General features: G+C 70.2%; 2 protein-coding genes. Both read right to left on the bottom strand.

Annotated features, from left to right (window positions below):
• Window positions 1-118 precede the first annotated feature (118 nt).
• Window positions 119-11,998 carry an amino acid adenylation domain-containing protein gene (locus tag ACX12D_RS33825; protein ID WP_459377035.1) on the bottom strand — a complete coding sequence of 3,960 codons (11,880 nt, stop codon included), beginning with the start codon at window positions 11,996-11,998 and terminating at the stop codon, window positions 119-121.
• On the bottom strand, window positions 11,999-19,858 hold the full coding sequence (locus ACX12D_RS33820; protein WP_459377034.1) for an amino acid adenylation domain-containing protein: 7,860 nt from the start codon (window positions 19,856-19,858) through the stop codon (window positions 11,999-12,001).
• Window positions 19,859-19,942: the final 84 nt, after the last annotated feature.

Raw genomic sequence — 19,942 nt, 5'->3', positions numbered from 1 at the left:
CGCGGCCTGGCGCTTTTACCCGTCCTCATATTTCTCCTGATTCTGCAGTTTTTTGATGGAGCAGTTATTCTAAATGCAAACTATTCGCATTTGCATTTATAAAATTACGATTCCTGGCCTACGTCGGTAGGGTTGTGGCGGACATGCCCTCAGTCGGGACAGGGGAATGCGGGCGTCCATCGCCCGAAAGCCCGGCGTCGAGGCTGGCGGCCAGATCGGCCAGCAGCCGCGCGTCGCGGACGATTCCGTGGTGATCCACCCCATCGAGCACCGCCTCCCGCCATGGCGCTCCCTGCCATGCGGCCAGCCGCGCAGCGGCAATATCGCGGCTGGAACGCCACCAGACGGCGCGTGGCGCGCTTACGACAGGCACCGCCTGCTGCGATGCCGCCATGGCGCCCAATCGATGCGCGGCGACGAACATCTGCGCCAGTTCTGCGGCCCCAAGCCCGGCCTGCGGCGATGGCGAGGCGGCCACGAGCGGCGCCAGCAGGCTGGCCACAAGGTCGGCCGCCGGCGCAGCGGCCGCCTGCGCGGGCAGCGCCAGGGCGCCGGCGCCCGGCAGCAACCGCGCCGCGAAATCGGCCAGCGCCGCGAGCCAGCCTGGCGCGGCGTCGGCAGCCGGCGCCCGGCCTTCCGGCACGAATGGGTCTATCAGGCCAAGCCATTGCACCGACTGCCCCTGGGCCTCAAGCTCGCGCGCCATCGCCGTGGCCAGCGTCGCGCCCAGCGACCAGCCCAGCAGCAGATAGGGCCCTTGTGGCTGGGCGACACGCCATTCGCGAACGTAGTCGGCCGCGATCGACGCCAGCGACGTGTCGCGCCACGCCGGATCGCCCAGCGCCCGCGACTGGAAGCCATAGACCGTCCGCGCCTTGCCGAGCTGGCCCACGATGGCGTCGTAGTCGAACAGCGTGCCCAGCGCGGCATGGACGCACGCCACGGGCGGCAGGGCGCCGCCGGCGGGGCCCTGCGCCAGCACCCGCAGCGCCGTGGCCGCCACGGGCGCGGCTTCCGCATCGGGCAGCAACTGGCCGATGGTCGGCGTCCGCATCAGGTCGCGCAGCTTCAGGTCGATTCCCAGCGCCTTGTTGGCCCGCACGCGCGAAATCACCTTCAGGCTCAGCAGCGAGTCGCCCCCGAGCGTGAAGAAGTTGTCGTCAAGGCCGACGCGCTCCACGCCAAGCACCTCCTGCCAGACCTGCGCCAGCCAGCGCTGGGCTTCGTTGCGCGGCGCCACGAAGTGCTCGGCACCCTCGGCCTCCGGCGCCGGCAGCGCGCGACGGTCCAGCTTGCCGTTCGGGGTCAGGGGCAGGGCATCGATCACGACGAACGCCGCCGGCACCATGTAGTCGGGCAATTCGGCGGCCAATGCGGTGCGCACGGCGGCGATATCCACCTGCGCGCCACCAGCCGGCACGACATAGGCCACCAGCCTTGCGCCGGAAGGGCCCTCGACAGCCAGCACCGCCGCGTTGCCCACACCTTCCTGCGCGAGAATCCGCGCCTCGATCTCGCCCGGTTCGATCCGGAAGCCGCGAATCTTCAGTTGCTGGTCGATCCGGCCCAGGTACTCCAGTTGCCCGTCAGGCAGCCAGCGCGCCAGGTCACCCGTGCGGTAGAGCCGCGCACCGTCGTCGGCAAACGGATCGGGAATAAAGCGCTCCGCCGACATGCCCGGACGATTCAGATACCCACGCGCCAACCCTTCGCCGCCGATATGAAGCTCGCCCGCCACGCCCGGCGGCACGAGGTTCAGCTCCGCGTCGAGCAGGTGGCAGCGCCGGTCGCCCACGGGGCGGCCAATCGGGGCGTAGGTGCCCGCGAAATCCGCTTCCGGCGCATCGCCGCGCACCTTCCAGACCATCGGCGTGACCACGGTTTCGGTCGGGCCATAGCCATTGATATAGGTCCGCGCACCCAGCGCGCGCCGTGCCTGGGCAAAGGCGCCACGCGGCATCGCTTCGCCACCGAAGGAATAGAGCGAGACGTCCGGACGCTCGCCGCTCTGTTCGACGTATTCGGCCAGTTGCCGCAGATACGCCGGCGGGAAGCCCGCGTTGGTCACGCCGTGCCGGATCATCGCCTGCGCCGTCTGCTCGGGCGTCCAGAGCGCGTCGTCGCGCAGTACCAGCGAGCCGCCGCAGGCCAAGGCGCAAAGCCAGCGTTCGTGGGCGCCATCGAACGCGAACGACAGGAAATGCAGTTCGCGCGAGTGCAGGCCCATTTCGTAGGCGTCGATGGTCGCCGCCACGTGCATGGCCAGCGGGCCGTGGGACACGCACACACCTTTGGGGCGTCCCGTCGAACCGGACGTGTAGATCACGTAGGCAAGTTGAGACGGATGGACCGGCGCCTCGGCAGCCAGCGTCGGGCCGTTGCCCACCATGTCCAGAGTCAGCACGGGCAGAGAAGTCGGTGCCGGCAGCGCATCGAGCAAGGCCGGCTCGGTGACGAGCAGCCGGATCGCGCTGTCCTCGAACAGATAGGCCAGCCGGTCCTTGGGATAGGCCGGGTCGAACGGCACATAGGCCGCGCCAGCCCGCATCACGGCCAGCAGCGCGACGATGATGTCGGGCGAGCGGGACAGGGCGATGCCCACACGATCCTCGGCGCCGATGCCGCGTGCATGAAGCACGGCGGCCAGACGATCGGCACGCGCCAGCAGTTCGCCATAACGCAGCGTCTGCTCGCCACAGGTCACGGCAACGGCCTGCGGCTGCGCCAGCGCGTGGCGGGCGATCTGCGCGTGGACCGGCATGCAGGCATCGGCCGGCACTTCGCCCTGGCCCAGCGCAAGCAGCGCCGCCTGCTCATCCGGCCCCAGCAGGCTCAGCGAGCCCACGGTCTGCACGGGCGACGTCCCCATCGCGCCGAGCAGCGCCATCATCTGCGCGCAGATGGCGGCCACCTGCTCGGCGTCGAACGCGCGCCGCATATAGGTGAAGCTCAGCCGCAGCGTCTGGCGCAGGCTGACTTCGACGTCCATCTCGTACTCGGTCAGGCCGGTACTGCCCTGGGTCTCGAAGCGCAGGCCGCTGCGCCCGGCCGACGCCAGCGCGTCTTCCAGCGGGAAGTTCTCGAACACGAGGATGCTGTCGAACAGGCGCTGGCCGGCCTGGCCGCCCCAGCGCTGAATGTCCGACAGCGGCGTGTGCGCGTGTTCCCGCGCCGACAGGTTGAACGCCTGCAATTCCCGCAGCCAGTCGCCCAGATCCTGCGCGGCACGCGGCTCGGCCAGCACGGGCAGCGTGTTGATGAACAGTCCCAGCATCTGCTGGGCGCCGGGCACCTCGGCAGGGCGGCCGGCCACGGTGGCGCCAAACGCCACGCGCCGCTGGCCCGTGTAGCGCTGCAACAGCAGCAGCCACGCCGCCTGCACCACGGTATTCATCGTGACCTTCTGCACGCGGGCGTATGCCGCCAGCCGCTCGGTCTGCGCGGCGCTGCAGGCGTGCTGCAGCAGGCCATATCCGCTGCCGGAGGCCGGTGCGGCCAGTGTCTCCGCCAGCCGCGTCGGCGTGTCGAATCCCGCCAGCGATCCGCTCCAGAACGCCTGTGCCGCCTGCGCGTCGCGCGCCTGCAGCCAGTCGATGTAGTCCGCAAAACGGCCTTCCGGTGCCGCTACCGCTTCGCCGGCATAGCGCTGGAGCACCTCGCCCAGCAATTGCGACGTGCTCCAGCCGTCGACCAGCAGATGGTGGACGGTCCACACCAGGTGATGGCGCGCCGCCGCCGTGCGTACCAGCGTCAGGCGCATCAGCGGCGGACGTTCCAGATCGAAGCCGTGTGCCAGATCGGCGGCCGCCAGTTCGTCGAGCGCGGCGCCCAGCGATGCCGGCGCGCGCAGCGACCAGTCCTCCTCGGCGTACGGCAGCACCACGTCGCGCGCCACCCACTGCAAAGGCTGCTCGCCGCGCTGGAGGAAGCCGGTCCTCAGCGTGTCGTGGCTGCGCAGCGCGTCCCGCCAGGCCGCTGCAAAGCGCCCGGCGTCCAACCCGTCGATGTCGACGCGCAACTGGTTGATATAGGCGCCGCCGCCGGCATCCGAGCGGGCGACGCTGTGATACAGCATGCCTGCCTGCATCGGCGACAGCGGATAGACATCCTGCACCGCGTCGACGTCCAGCCCCAGCGCGTCGAGTTGCGCCGGCGACAGCCGTGCCGGCGCGAGATCCCCAGCACGCGACGGCTCGCGCACCGGCGCCGACGGTGCGGACGCGGTATCGAGCGCCGTCACCACGGCCGCCACCGCCGCCAGCGTCTGCCGCTCGAACAACTGCTTGGGCGTCAGCTGCCAGCCCTGCGTGCGCAGGCGCGCGACGATCTGCAGGCTCAGGATCGAATCGCCACCGAGTTCGAAGAAGTTATCGCCGCGGCCCACGCGTGCCACCTTCAGCACGGCGGCCCAGATCTCGGCCAGCGTCGTTTCGATGCCCGGCTGCGGCGCCTCGTATTCGGCGGTACCTGCGAAGTCGGGCGAGGGCAGTGCGCGGCGATCGAGCTTGCCATTCGGCGTGACCGGCATCCGCTCCAGCACCACGAAGGCGCTCGGCACCATGTAGTCGGGCAATGCCTGCGCAAGCCACTGGCGCAGGCCGTCGATATCGCAGCCCGCCTCGTCGGCCGACACCACGTACGCCACCAGCCGGGCCGGGCCGTCCTGGGTCAGCGCGATGACGACGGCGTCCCGCACGGCGTCGTGCGCCAGCAGCCGCGCCTCGATCTCGCCCAGTTCGATCCGCAGGCCGCGAATCTTGACCTGATGGTCCAGGCGGCCGAGATATTCGATATGCCCATCGGCATGGCGCCGTGCGAGGTCGCCGGTGCGATAGAGGCGCTCGCCGTTTGTGCCGTGCGGGTCGGCGACGAAGCGCTCGGCCGTCAGCGTCGCGCGCCCCAGATAGCCGCGCGCCAGGCAGGCACCGCCGAGATAGAGCTCGCCAGCCACGCCGGCGGGTACCGGCTGCAGCGCGGCGTCCAGCACATGGGCGCTGACGTTGGCGATGGGATGCCCGATCGGCACCGAATGCCCGCCGTCGTCGCGGCAGGTCCAGTGCGTGACATCGATGGCTGCCTCGGTCGGCCCGTACAGGTTGTGCACGGCCGCCCACGGCAGCAGGTGCATCGTGCGTCGCGCCAGATCGGCAGGCAGGGCCTCGCCGCTGCACACCACATGACGCACGCTCTTGCACAATGCCGCCAGCGCGCCATCGGTCCCGTCGCCGACAAACGCCTGCAGCATCGCGGGCACGAAGTGCAGCGTGGTGATGCGGTGGCGGGCAATCAACGCCGCGATGCGCTGCGGATCGCGATGATCGCCCGGCGCGGCCAGCGCCAGCCGCGCGCCCGTCATCAGGGGCCAGAAGAACTCCCAGACGGACACGTCGAAGCTGAACGGCGTCTTCTGCAGCACGGTATCGCTGGCGTCCAGCCGGTACTGCGCCTGCATCCACCACAGCCGGTTATGCAGCGCGCCATGCCGGTTGCCGGCGCCCTTGGGCCGTCCGGTCGAGCCGGACGTGTAGATCACGTAGGCGAAATGCTCGGCCGACAGCAACGGCGCGGGGTTGCCCGAATCGTCGCCGGCGTACAGCGCCGGATCGGTCAGATCGATGGAGGCGACCACGCCGCTCGACGCCGGCATGGCCTCTGGCCGTTGCACCAGGATCACCGCTACCGCGCTGTCGTCGATCATGTAGGCCAGCCGGTCCGCCGGGTAGTCCGGATCGAACGGCACGTAGGCGCCGCCGGCCTTCAGGATCGCCAGCAGCGCCACCACCATTTCCACCGAGCGCTCGGCCAGCACGCCCACGGGCACGTCCGGCCCCACGCCCCGCGCGATCAGGCGATGGGCCAGCGCGTTGGCGCGCCGGTTCAGTTCGGCATAGGTCAGCGTGGCGTCGCCAAAGACGAGGGCCACCGCATCGGGCCGCGCGGCCGCCCGGGCCTCGAACAGCCTGTGAACGGGCTCGGCCGCCGGGTATGGCACGGGTGCGGTGCCGGCGGCCAGCGCCGCCGTGCGCTCTGCGGGTGCCAGCAGCCCGATGGTTGCCAGCGGTGCCGCGCCGTCGGCAGCCATCTGCCGCAATACGGCGAACAGCGTGTCCACCAATTGCCGCGCCTGCGCGTCGGCCAGCAGCGTGCGGTCGAAGCGGCAGGTCAGGTGCAGCGTATCGGTCTGGGCAATGAGCAGCGTCAGCGGGTAGTTCGTCTCGGCCAGATTGCGGACGTTGGCAAACGACAGCCCGCCCGGCGTGCGGCGCAGCGCGGCGTCGACCGGGTAGTTCTCGAACACGACGAGGGAATCGAACAGGGCCTGCCCACCACGGCCCGCCCAGCGCTGCACGTCGTAGAGCGGCGTGTGCTCGTGTTCGCGCAACGCCAGGTTCAGCGTCTGCACCGTGTGCAGCCAGTCGCCGACGGCCTGTTCCGGCTGCGGCGTGGCAATCACGGGCAGCGTATTGATGAACAACCCCAGCATCTGCTGCGCGGCCGGCAGATCGGCGGGGCGGCCGGACACCGTCGCGCCGAACGCCACGGCGGGCTGGCGCGTGCAGCGTTGCAGCACCAGCAGCCACGCGGCCTGCACCAGCGTATTGAGCGTGACCTTCTGCGCGCGGGCAAAGCTGGCCAGCGCCGCCGTTTCGCCCGCATCGAGCGCATGGAGTTGCTCGCCTTGCCCATGGCGGCCCGCTTCGGCCGCGTCCGGGGCGCGCAGCGCCGCCAGCAGGCGCGTCGGCTCGTCGAGCGCCTTCAGCTGATCGCGCCAGAACGATTCGCTGGCGTCGGCATCGCGCGATTGCAGCCAGCCGATGTAGTCGGCAAAACGGCCCGCCACGCCGGGCAATGCTTCACCGGCGTAGTGGCGCAGCACCTCGCCCAGCAACTGCGCGGTGCTCCAGCCGTCCAGCAGCAGATGGTGGACGGTCCAGACCAGATGATGGCGATCGGGCCCCGTGCGCAGCAGCGCCACACGCATCAGCGGCGGCTGCCTGAGATCGAATCCCTGGGCACGCTGGCTGGCCGCGAAAGCGTCGATATCGCTTGCGTCCCGGCCAGCCCAGTCTTCCACGATCGTCGGCAGGGCCACGTCCCGGGCCACCCACTGGAGTGGCGACGCCTCCCGATGGAGGAAGCCGCAGTGCAGGCTGTCGTGGCGCGCCAGCACCGCTTGCCACGCCGCGACGAAGCGACTGGGGTCGATGCCGTCGACGTCGACGCGCAACTGGTTCGTATACGCGCTGCCTTCCGGGGCAAAGACGCTGTGGAACAGCATGCCCGTCTGCATCGGGGACAACGGGTAGAGGTCCTGCACACGGGAAGGATCGAGAAGCAGGCTGTCGAGTTCGGGCTGCGACAGCCGCACCAGCGGGAAATCCGACGGCGTGAGCCCGGTGGCGCCCAACGTGCAATGCGCGACCACCGCCTCCAGCTCCCCGCGCAAGGCCGCCGCCAGCGCTTCGATCGTTGCCGCGCGGTAGCGCGTGCCGGCATAGGCCAACGACAGCTTCAGCCGCCCGTCGAAAACCTGCCCGCTGATCGACAAGGGATGGGAAAGCGGCGTCGCGGCGTCCTGGTTAGCGCCCGTGCCTTCGGCCGCGGGCCGCCACGCGGCGCCTTCGGCAAAGCTTGCATCGAACTGGCCCAGGTAGTTGAACACCACCTCGGGCTTCGGGACCGCCGCCAGCGCCGACTGCTGGGCCGGCGTGCCCCAGCGGCGCAGCAGGCCGAAGCCGATACCTTCGCCCGGGACCGCGCGCAGTTGCTCCTTGACCGTGCGGATGGCCGTGCCGATCTCGCCGCTGCCGTCGAGCGCCACCGGGAACATCGTCGTGAACCAGCCGACCGTGCTGCTGAGATCGAGCGAATCATCCACGCCCGCGACGCGGCCGTGGCTTTCGAGGTCCACCAGCACGTCTTCTCGGCCGGTCCACGCGGACAGCGCCCGAGCGAGCGCGGTCAGCAACAGGTCGTTGACCCGCGTGCGATAGGCGGCGGGCGCCCGCTGGAGCAGCGATTGCGTGACGTCGGCCGGCAGGGTCAGCGTCACGCTGGCGCGGTCGGCGATGGTGAGGGAGCCGGTGGCTTCGTCGGCCGGCAAGGAGGCGTCGAATTGAGCAAGCGCCTCCCAGTGCGGGATTTCCTCGCCACGGCGGGCGGCGCTGTCGCGCAGGGCTTCGGCCCAGCGCTGGTACGACGCCGTGCGCGCCGGCAGTTCGATCTGCTTGCCTTGCAGCCGTGCCCGATAGGCCGTATGCAGATCCTCGATCAGCACCCGCCACGACACGCCATCGACCACCAGATGGTGGATCGCCAGCAGCAGTTGCCAGCGGTCTCCGGTCCGCAGCGCGACAGCGCGCAGCAGCGGACCACGTGCCAGATCGAGGCTGCGTTGGGCGGCCTCGCAGTGCGCCAGCCGTTCGGCTTCCGTTGCGGCGTCCCGCACCCACAGCAGGTCGGCGCAGGTCTCTTCATCGGCGTACGTCTGCTGCCAGACACCCGACGCTTCGACGAACCGCAGCCGCAGCGCATCGTGATGGACGACCAGATCGCCCAGCGCTGCTGCCAGCGCCCCGGTATCGAACCCATCCCGGCAATCGAGCAGCACCGACTGGTTCCAGTGGTGACGCCGGGCCATCGGCATGGCGAAGAAATCGGCCTGGATCGGCAGCAGCGGCACGATGCCGGTGGGCACCGCGTTGCCGGCGTCGGCGTCGTGTGCCACCGGCGCCGCCATGGCGGCCAGTTCGGCCAGTGTCTGGCGCTCGAAAAGCTGGCGCGGCGTCAGCAGCCAGCCGGCCGCGCGTGCGCGCGCCACGATCTGCAGGCTCAGGATCGAGTCGCCGCCGAGTTCGAAGAAGTTGTCCGAGCCGCCCACACGCGGCAGGCCGAGCACTTCGGCCCAGATACCAGCCAGTGCGGTTTCCACCTCGCCCTCGGGGGCGACGAAGGTCTGGGCGCTCTCGAAGGCCGGCGCCGGCAGCGCACGGCGGTCCAGCTTGCCGTTCGGGGTCAGGGGCAGGGCGTCGATCACGACGAACGCCGCCGGCACCATGTAGTCGGGCAATTCGGCTGCCAATGCCGTGCGCACGGCGGCCACGTCGATCTGGGCAGCGCTGGCCGGCACCACATAGGCCACCAGCCTTGCGCCGGAGGGGCCCTCGACAGCCAGCACCGCCGCATTGCCCACACCCGCCTGCGCCAGAATCCGCGCCTCGATCTCGCCCGGTTCGATCCGGAAGCCGCGAATCTTCAGTTGCTGGTCGATCCGGCCCAGGTACTCCAGTTGCCCGTCAGGCAGCCAGCGCGCCAGATCACCCGTGCAGTAGAGCCGCGCACCGTCATCGGCAAACGGATCGGGGATAAAGCGCTCCGCCGACATGCCCGGACGGTTCAGATACCCACGCGCCAACCCTTCGCCGCCGATATGAAGCTCGCCCGCCACGCCCGGCGGCACGAGGTTCAGCTCCGCGTCGAGCAGGTAGCAGCGCCGGTCGCCCACGGGGCGGCCAATCGGGGCGTAGGTGCCCGCGAAATCCGCTTCCGGCGCATCGCCGCGCACCTTCCACACCATCGGCGTGACCACGGTCTCCGTCGGGCCATAGCCGTTGATATAGGTCTGTGCGCCCAGCGCGCGCCGTGCTTGGGCAAAGGCGCCTCGCGGCATCGCTTCGCCACCGAAGGAATAGAGCGAGACGTCCGGACGCTCGCCGCTCTGTTCGACGTATTCGGCCAGTTGCCGCAGATACGCCGGCGGGAAGCCCGCGTTGGTCACGCCGTGCCGGATCATCGCCTGCGCCGTCTGCTCGGGCGTCCAGAGCGCGTCGTCGCGCAGTACCAGCGAGCCGCCGCAGGCCAAGGCGCAAAGCCAGCGTTCGTGGGCGCCGTCGAACGCGAACGACAGGAAGTGAAGTTCGCGCGAGTGGCTGCCCATCTCGTAGGCGTCGATGGTCGCCGCCACGTGCATGGCCAGCGGGCCGTGGGACACGCACACACCTTTGGGGCGTCCCGTCGAACCGGACGTGTAGATCACGTAGGCAAGTTGAGACGGATGGACCGGCGCCTCGGCAGCCAGCGTCGGGCCGTTGCCCACCATGTCCAGCGTCAGCACGGGCAGAGAAGCCGGCGCCGGCAGCGCATCGAGCAAGGCCGGCTCGGTGACGAGCAGCCGGATCGCGCTGTCCTCGAACAGATAGGCCAGCCGGTCCTTGGGATAGGCCGGGTCGAACGGCACATAGGCCGCGCCAGCCCGCATCACGGCCAGCAGCGCGACGATGATGTCGGGCGAGCGGGACAGGGCGATGCCCACACGATCCTCGGCGCCGATGCCGCGTGCATGCAGCACGGCGGCCAGCCGGTCCGCACGCGCCAGCAGTTCGCCATAACGCAGCGTCTGCTCGCCACAGGTCACGGCAACAGCCTGCGGCTGCGCCAGCGCGTGGCGGGCGATCTGCGCGTGGACGGGCATGCTGGCATCGGCCGGCACTTCGCCCTGGCCCAGCGCAAGCAGGCTGTCCCGCTCGGCGGCGTCGAGCAATTCGACCGCATCCAGCGCGCAGTCCGGTGCGTCGGCAAGCTGCTGCAGCAGTCGCAGATAGTGGCGCGCCAGGCGCTGCGCGGTCGCCACGTCGAACAGTTCGGCAGCGTAGTGGAAGCACGCGTGAATCTGGCCCGCGGAGTCCTCGCGTGTATCGAGCGTCAATTCCAGCGCTGTCGCGCGCTCGCCCACGGGCGCGCTTTCGAGTTCCAGACCGGGCAGCGAGAGCCGGCCCGCGCGGTCACCGCGCCGATGGTTGTGCACCACCTGAAACAGCGGGTGATAGCTCATGCTGCGCTCGGGCTGCAACGCATCCACCAGTTGCTCGAACGGCAGGTCCTGATGCGCCTGCGCGCCCAGCACCGCTTCGCGGATATCGCCAAGCAGCGTGGAAAGCGGCCGGCGGCCATCGATCTGGCCGCGCACGATCTGCGTGTTGACGAAGAGCCCCACCACCCGCTCGGTCTCGATGCGGTTACGGCCCGCCACAGGCACGCCCACGCAGATGTCGCGGCGGCCGGTGTAGCGGTAGAGCAGCGCGTGAAAGCCCGCCAGCAGCGCCATGAACAGTGTGCCGCCTTGCGCCTGCGCGCGCTCGCGCAGGGCTTGCGCCAGCGCATCGGGGATGTGGATCTCGCAGCGCTGCGCCAGATAGGCCGCCGTGGCGGGGCGGGGGCGGTCGGTCGGCAGCGCGAGTACCGTGGGCGCGCCGGCCAGCGCATCGCGCCACCAGTTCAGCTGCCGTTCCCGCTCGCCAGCTTCCAACCAGTTGCGCTGCCACGCCGCATAGTCGGTGTAGCCGATCTGGGGCGCCGGCAGCGCCAGCGGCTGATCGGCAACGCGCGTGCGGTAGGCCGCCCCCAGTTCGTCGATCAGCAATTGCATCGACCAGCCGTCGGAGACGATATGGTGCATCACCAGTACCAGCCGATGCGATTGGTGCCCAAGTTTCAGCAGATGCACGCGCAGCAGCGGCGCAACGCCCAGATCGAACGGCGCTTCGGCGATGGCGGCCGCGTGCACGTCGGCGGCGTCCGGGTTCGCCGACAGGTCCGTCACCGGCAACGCGATCACCACTTCCGGGCGCACAAGCTGCCGCGCATGGCCGGCCGCGTCGGCGACAAAGCTCGTCCGCAGCGCTTCGTGGCGGCGTGCGAGCGTTGCGAAGGCCGCCGCCAGTGCGTCCACGTCCAGCGCCCCGCGCAGTTCCACGCTGCTGCTGATGTGGTACGCGGCGCTATCGGGCTCGAAACGATGCAGGAACCATTGGCGCTGTTGCGCGTAGGACAACGGCGCGCCGTGGTCCGCCGACGCGTCCGGGCGCGGCAGCGCGGGGATCGGCAATTGCGAGAAGGCCATGCCTTGCTCGGCCATCTTGTCGAGGAACGCACGGCGCTGGGCCGGCGCCAGCGTGGCAAAGCGCGCGGCCAGCCGGGCCGCGGTATTGGCTTCGATCATTCAGACTGACTCCAGGGTATTGGCAAACGCCTCCAGCTCCAGCAGGGCGGCTTCGTCGGCATGGCGATGCTGCGCGGGCAGCGCGGCAGCCAGTTCGGCCAGCGTGCCGGCGCCAAACAGCAGCGCAAGCGGCGCATCGATGCCGAGTTCGCCTTGAATGCGGGACAGAAGCTGGACGGCCAGCAGCGAATGGCCGCCCAGGGCGAAGAAGTTGTCGTGGCGGCCCACCGTGGGCACGCCGAGCAGGTCCTGCCAGATCGCGGCCAGCCGCGTTTCGAGATCGCCCTGCGGCGGTTCCGCGGCAACGACAACGGGGGCGTCGACCTTTGGCAGCGCGCGGCGATCCAGCTTGCCGTTGGCGGTCAGTGGCAGCGCGTCGAGCCAAACGATCGTGGCCGGCACCATATTGCCGGGCAGCACGGCGGCCAGCGCGCGCCGCAGTTCGGCGGGATCGGTTCGCCGGCCGTCCTCCGGCACGGCATAGCCGGCCAGTTGCATGCCCGTTGGCGTCGCGTCGGCCACCACGGCGGCTTGCCGGACGCCCGGCAGCGCGGCCAGTTGCGCCGCCACTTCGCCGGGTTCCACGCGGAAGCCACGGATCTTGACCTGATCGTCGATCCGGCCGAGGTATTCGAAAACGCCGTCCGCCTGGCGCCGCACACGATCCCCTGTGCGGTAGAGACGGCCACCATGCGCCGAGAACGGGTCCGGAACGAAGCGGTCGGCCGTCAGCGCGGCGCGGCCTAGGTAGCCGCGTGCCAGCGCCGGTCCGCCCAGATACAGCTCGCCGGCCACGCCGTCGGGCAATGGCGCCAGCGCGCCGTCCAGCACATGGGCCACGGTGCCGGCCAGCGGCTGCCCCAGCGGCAGGCCGGTTCCGGGCTGCGGCGCCGTGCCGGCCACGTGCACGAGGACGCCGACCGTGGTTTCCGTGGGCCCGTAGTGGTTGACCAGCCGGCAGGCGGGACGCGCTTCATGAATGCGGGCGCGCAGCGCGGAGTCGGTGGCTTCGCCGCCGAGCACCAGCGTGTGGGCCGGCAGCACGTCTGCCGGCGCCGTGCCGGCCGCCGCCGCGCCGTCCAGCAGCGCGCGCAGATGGCTCGGGACGATCTTGAGCACGTCGATGCGGTGCTCGGCCATATAGCGCGCGAAAGCAGCCGCATCGAACACGCAACGGCGTTCGGGCAGATGCAGCGCAGCGCCGCTGGCCAGCGCGCCAAACAGTACCGTATGCCCGAGGTCCGCCGCCGGTGTCGATACCATCGCCATGCGCAGCCCGCGCGGCAATGCCAGTTGCGCCAGCACGCCATCGAGATAGTGGGCCAGTGCGCCGTGGGAAATCCCCACGCCCTTGGGCCTCCCGGTCGAGCCGGAGGTGTAGATCACATAGGCCAGATGCGCCGGATGTGGCGTCCGCTCCGGGTTCGGCGTCGTGCCTGCGGCGTCGCCGATGTAGAGCGCGGGCTGCGTCAGGTCCAGCATGGACACCGAGGCCGGTGCGGCCAGCAGGGCCTCGGGGCGCTGCGTCAGCAACAGCGCCACGCGGCTGTCCTCGACCATATAGGCCAGGCGGTCGGTCGGATACTCGGGATCGAATGGCACATAGGCGCCGCCAGCCTTCAGGATCGCCAGCAGCGCGACGACCATTTCCACGGACCGCTCGGCCAGCACGCCCACGGGCACATCCGGCCCCACGCCGCGCGCGATCAACTGCCGCGCCAGCGCGTTGGCGCGCCGGTTGAGTTCGCCATAACTCAGCGCCTGGCCGTCGGCGACGAGCGCCGTGGCGTCGGGCGTATCGAGGGCATGGGCCTCGAAGCGCCGATGGACGGGCTGATAGCTGCCGACGAACGCCGAGGAAGGCGACGTCCGCAGACGCGTCGCGTCGATCAGGCTGATCTGCCCCAGTGGCTGCGCCGCATCGGCCGCCATGGCGCGCATCGTGGCCAGCAGCGCCTGCGCCAGCGTTTCGGCCTGGGCTTCCGCCAGACGGGCGCGGTCAAAGCGGCAGGTCAGGCGCAGCGTATCGGTCTGGGCCAGCACCAGCGTCAGCGCGTAATTGGTTTCCGCGCGGTTGGTGATGTTCGCGAACGCCAGCCCGCCCGGCGCGCGGCGCAGCGCGGCATCGACCGGGTAGTTCTCGAAGACCACGATCGAATCGAACAGCGCCTGCCCGCCGTGGCCGGCCCAGCGCTGGATGTCATAGAGCGGCGCGTGTTCGTGCTCGCGCGTGGCAAGGTTCAGCGCCTGGACCTCACGCAGCCAGTCGCCCACGCTCTGGCGCGGCGAGGGCGTGGCCACCACCGGCAGCGTGTTGATGAACAGCCCCAGCATCTGCTGGGCGGCCGGCAGATCGGCGGGGCGGCCGGACACGGTGGCGCCAAACGCCACGCTGGGCTGCGCGGTGCAGCGTTGCAGCACCAGCAGCCATGCCGCCTGCACCAGCGTGTTGAACGTCACCTTCTGCGCGCGGGTAAACGCGGCCAGCGCGGCCGTTGCGTCGGCGTCGAGGTGATGATGCTGCTCGGTATGGCCATCCCCGGACGCGACCGCTGGCAGTGCATCCAGCAGGCGCGTTGGCGTTTCCAGCGACTGCAGTTGCGCCTTCCAGAACGTCTCGCTGGCATCCCGGTCACGCGACTGTAGCCAGCCGATGTAGTCGGCAAAGCGATGTCCGGCAGCCGGCAGCGCTTCGCCCGCGTAGTGGCGCAGCACCTCGCCCAGCAAATGCGCGGTGCTCCAGCCGTCGAGCAGCAGATGATGGACGGTCCAGACCAGATGATGGCGATCCGGCCCCGTGCGCAGCAGCGCGACGCGCATCAGCGGCGGCTGTTGCAGGTCGAAGCGCTGTGCAAGCTGCTCGGCCGCCAGCCGATCCACGTCCTCGGCGGCGCGCCCCGTGAAGTCCGCCTCGATCACGGGCAAGGCGACGTCCTTCGCCACCCATTGCAGCGGCTGGTCGCCGCGATGCAGGAAACCGCAGCGCAGGCTGTCGTGGCGCGCCAGCACGGCCTGCCATGCCGCGACAAAGCGGGCCGGATCGAGACCGTCGATATCGACACGCAACTGGTTCCTATACGCGCTGCCTTCGGGGGCGAAGACGCTATGGAACAGCATGCCCGACTGCATCGGGGACAACGGATACAGGTCCTGCACGCGCGCGGCATCGAGGCATAGTGCGTCGAGCCGGGCCTGCGTCAGGCCAGCTAGCGGAAAATCGGAAGGCGTGAGGCCGACGGCGCCGGAGGTGCAGTGGCGTACGACGGCTTCCAGTTCGGCCCGCAAGGCTCCGGCCAGGCGCTCGATGGTGGCCGTGCGATGCCGGTTCTGGCTGAACGCCAGCGTCAATTGCAGTTCGCCGCCAAGCACTTGCCCGCTGACCGACAGCGGATGCGACAGCGGAGCGGCGGGGTCCTGGGTGCCTCCCGCCGCCTGCGCCCCCTCTGCGGCCGGCCGCCATGCGGCGCCTTCGGCAAAGCTTGCATCGAACTGGCCCAGGTAGTTGAACACCACCTCGGGCTTAGGGACCGCCGCCAGCGCCGACTGCTGGGCCGGCGTGCCCCAGCGGCGCAGCAGGCCGAAGCCGATGCCTTCGCCGGGCACCGCGCGCAGTTGCTCCTTGACCGTGCGGATGGCCGTGCCGATCTCGCCGCTGCCGTCGAGCGCCACCGGGAACATCGTCGTGAACCAGCCGACCGTGCTGCTGAGATCGAGCGAATCATCCACGCCCGCGACGCGGCCGTGGCTTTCGAGGTCCACCAGCACGTCTTCTCGGCCGGTCCACGCGGACAGCGCCCGAGCGAGCGCGGTCAGCAACAGGTCGTTGACCCGCGTGCGATAGGCGGCGGGCGCCCGCTGGAGCAGCGATTGCGTGACGTCGGCCGGCAGCGTCAGCGTCACGCTGGCGCGGTCGGCGATGGTGAGGGAGCCGGTGGCTTCGTCTGCCGGCAAGGAGGCGTCGAATTGAGCAAGCGCCTCCCAATGCGGGATTTCCTCGCCACGGCGGGCGGCGCTGTCGCGCAGGGCTTCGGCCCAGCGTTGGTAGGACGCCGTGCGCGCCAGCAGTTCGATCTGCTTGCCTTGCAGTCGTGCCCGATAGGCCGTATGCAGATCCTCGATCAGCACCCGCCACGACACGCCATCGACCACCAGATGGTGGATCGCCAGCAGCAGTTGCCAGCGGTCTCCGGTCCGCAGCGCGACAGCGCGCAGCAGCGGACCGTGCGCCAGATCGAGGCTGCGCTGGGCGGCTTCGCAGTGCGCCAGCCGTTCGGCCTCCGTTGCGGCGTCCCGCACCCACAGCAGGTCGGCGCAGGTCTCTTCATCGGCGTACGTCTGCTGCCAGACGCCCGACGCTTCGACGAACCGCAGCCGCAGCGCATCGTGATGAACGACCAGATCGCCCAGCGCTGCTGCCAGTGCCCCGGAATCGAACCCATCCCGGCAATCGAGCAGCACCGACTGGTTCCAGTGGTGACGCCGGGCCATCGGCATGGTGAAGAAATCAGCCTGGATCGGCAGCAGCGGGACCGCACCGGAGGGCACCGCGTTGCCGGCATCGGCCCCTAGCGTCACAGGCGTGGCGACCGCCGCCAGTTCGGCCAGTGTCTGGCGCTCGAAAAGCTGGCGCGGCGTCAGCAGCCAGCCGGCGGCGCGTGCGCGCGCCACGATCTGCAGGCTCAGGATCGAGTCGCCGCCGAGTTCGAAGAAGTTGTCGGAGCGGCCCACACGCGGCAGGCCGAGCACTTCGGCCCAGATGCCGGCCAGTGCGGTTTCCACCTCGCCCTCGGGGGCGACGAAGGTTTGGGCGCTCTCGAAGGCCGGCGCCGGCAGCGCACGGCGGTCTAGCTTGCCGTTCGGGGTCAGGGGCAGGGCGTCGATCACGACGAACGCCGCCGGCACCATGTAGTCGGGCAATTCGGCGGCCAATGCGGTGCGGACGGCGGCGATATCCACCTGCGCGCCACCAGCCGGCACGACATAAGCCACCAGCCTTGCGCCGGAAGGGCCCTCGATAGCCAGCACGGCCGCGTTGCCCACACCTTCCTGCGCGAGAATCCGCGCCTCGATCTCGCCCGGTTCGATCCGGAAGCCGCGAATCTTCAGTTGCTGGTCGATCCGGCCCAGATACTCCAGTTGCCCGTCAGGCAGCCAGCGCGCCAGGTCACCCGTGCGGTAGAGCCGCGCACCGTCGTCGGCAAACGGATCGGGAATAAAGCGCTCGGCGGTGAGTGCCGCGCGGTTCAGGTAGCCACGGGCCAGGCCATCTCCCGCGATAAACAGTTCCCCGGCCACACCCGGCGCCACCGGATGCAAACCCGGATCGAGCACGCGGATGCCGAGGTCGGGGATGCGCTCCCCGATGGGGCTGCGTGCGCGCGTGGCGGGGTCCAGGTCGGCACACCTAATCGGCCGGTACGTCACGTGGACCGTGGTCTCGGTGATGCCGTACATATTGATCAGCTGCGGCGCGGCATCACCGGCATGGTCGATCCACGGCCGCAGCGCCTGCGGATCGAGCGCTTCGCCGCCGAAAATGACGTAGCGCAGCGCCAGCGGTGCCTCGTAAAGCTCGGGTTGCGCCAGCAAGGCGCGGAAGGCCGATGGCGTCTGGTTCAGCACCGTGACGCGCTCGCGCCGCAGCAGCGCGATGAATTCCTGCGGGGCGCGGCTCACGTGGAAGGGAACGATCACAAGCTGGCCGCCGTGGCACAGCGCGCCGAAGATCTCCCACACCGAGAAATCGAACGCATACGAGTGGAACAGCGTCCAGACGTCGTCCGCGTTGAAGCCGAACCAATGCTGCGTGGACGCCAGCAGCCGCGACAGGTTGCCGTGCTGCAGTTGGGCCCCTTTCGGCCGCCCCGTGGAGCCCGACGTATAGATCACGTACGCCAGATGTTCCGGCCGCACGTCGACATCGGGCGCCGTGTCGGGCCACACGAGATCGTCGGCATCCAGCATCAGCACCGGCAGGCCATCGCGCGGCGGCAGCAGGTCGCGCAGCGCCGGTTGCGTCAGCAGCGCCGCAATGCCGCTGTCCTCGAACAGATAGGCCAGCCGCTCGGCCGGATAGGCCGGATCGAACGGCACATAGGCGCCGCCGGCCTTCAGGATCGCCAGCAGCCCGACGATCATCTCGGGCGAGCGTTCCATGGCGATGCCGACGCGCACCTCGGGCCCCACGCCGAGCGCGATCAGCCGGTGCGCGAGCCGGTTGGCGCGCCGTTCGAGGTCTCCATAGCTGACCGTGGTGTCGCCATGGCGCAGGGCGATGGCATCGGCGGAACGCGCCGCGTGGCGCTGGATCTGGCGATGCGCGGGCTCGATGGCAGCGGCGCGCCGCAGCGGGCGGCCGGCGGGAAGCTGGTGCGCAAGCACCGCGCCGTCGTACGCGTCGAGCAGCGGCGTCGCCGTCAGCGGCAGGTCCGGTTGATGCATCAGGCCCGACAACTGCGTCACGTAGTAGCGCAGCAGGCGCTCGGCGCTGGCGGCGTCGAACAGCGCGCAGTCGTACTCCAGATGGAGCGTGACATCCTCGGCGCCGGTTTCCGCATCGAGAATCAGGTCGAACTTGGCGCCCGTCTCGCGGGCCTCCACAGCCTCCACCGTCAGGCCCGGCAGCGACAGTCCGGCACCTGCCGTGGCGGTGCGCAGGTTGAACATCACCTGGAACAGCGGCGGCCGGCCCGCATCGCGCGGCACGTGCATGCGGTCGAGCAGCACTTCGAACGGCAGTGCCGCATGGCCCAGCGCGCCCAGCGCATCGGCGCGCAGGCTTTCGCAGAGCGCGCGGCCGGTCACGCCGGGCAAGACGCGCGAGCGGTAGACGTGGGTATTGGCGAAGAAGCCGACCACATCGTCGAGCCCATCGCCGTCGCGGCCGGTGTGCGGCACGCCCACGGCAAAGTCATCCTGCCCCGCATGGCGGCTCAGCAGCGCCTGCCACGCCGCCAGCAGCGCCACGAACGGGGTGCAGCGCTGCGCGACGCAGAACGCGCGCAATGTGCGGGCGAGCCGCGCGGGCAAGGCAGCGTTGACGCGGCGGGCGATACGCGTCGCGTCGGCGCCATGCGGGCGGTCCGTGGGGAGCTGCAGCGCGGGTACATGGCTACCCAGCAGGCGTTGCCACCAGTCGCGCTGCGTATCGAGCGCGCCGCTTGCCAGGGCATCGCGCTGGCGGCTGGCATGGGCGGCAAAGGTCGCACCTGGTGTCGCAAGGCGCACGGCGTCGCCCGCCAAGGCCTGACCGTAGGCTTGCGCGAGATCGCGCGCAATCACGGCATTCGAGACGAAGTCCGAGACGATGTGGTGCAGCGACAGCAGCAGCACGTGGTCGTCGGGGGCGCGCATCAGCAGCGTCGCCCTCAGCAGCGGCGCCTGGCCCAGGTCGAACGGCCGCGCGGCTTCGGCGTCGATGCGGGCGTGCAGCGCGTCAGCGCCCATCGCCAGCGGGGCCTCTGCCAGCGCAAACGCCGGCGAGGGCTCCACCACCTGTCGCGGCAGCGCGCCCGGCGTGGCCGCATCGGCGACGAAGCGCGTGCGCAGCGCCGGATGCCGCGCCATCACGGCGCGCAGCGCGGCATCCAGCGCGGCGCGGTCCAGCGCCCCGCGCAGCACATAGGCGCGCGTCTGGTTGTAGGCAGTGCTGCCCGGCTCGTATTGCAGCAGGAACCACAGCCGCTGCTGCGAGAACGACAGCGGGGCGTCGCCGCCATCGGCTGGCCCAGTGGACGCCATGGCGTCGGCATCCACGCCAGCAGGCAATTGGGCGGCCGCGTGCGTTGCGGATTCGGCGTCCTGCTCCAGCAGAAGTGCCAGTAGCGCTGCCTGCTGAGCAGCGTTGGAAGATTGCGTCATGAATGCGGTCCTGAAGAAGTAGCCTGTTTTCCCGGTATCCCGATCGGTCGACGCCCCGGCGCGTCCATCGCGCCGGGGCTGTCG

This window comes from Cupriavidus sp. PET2-C1, from assembly GCF_054515855.1.
This window is presented reverse-complemented; position numbering and strand designations above follow the sequence as displayed.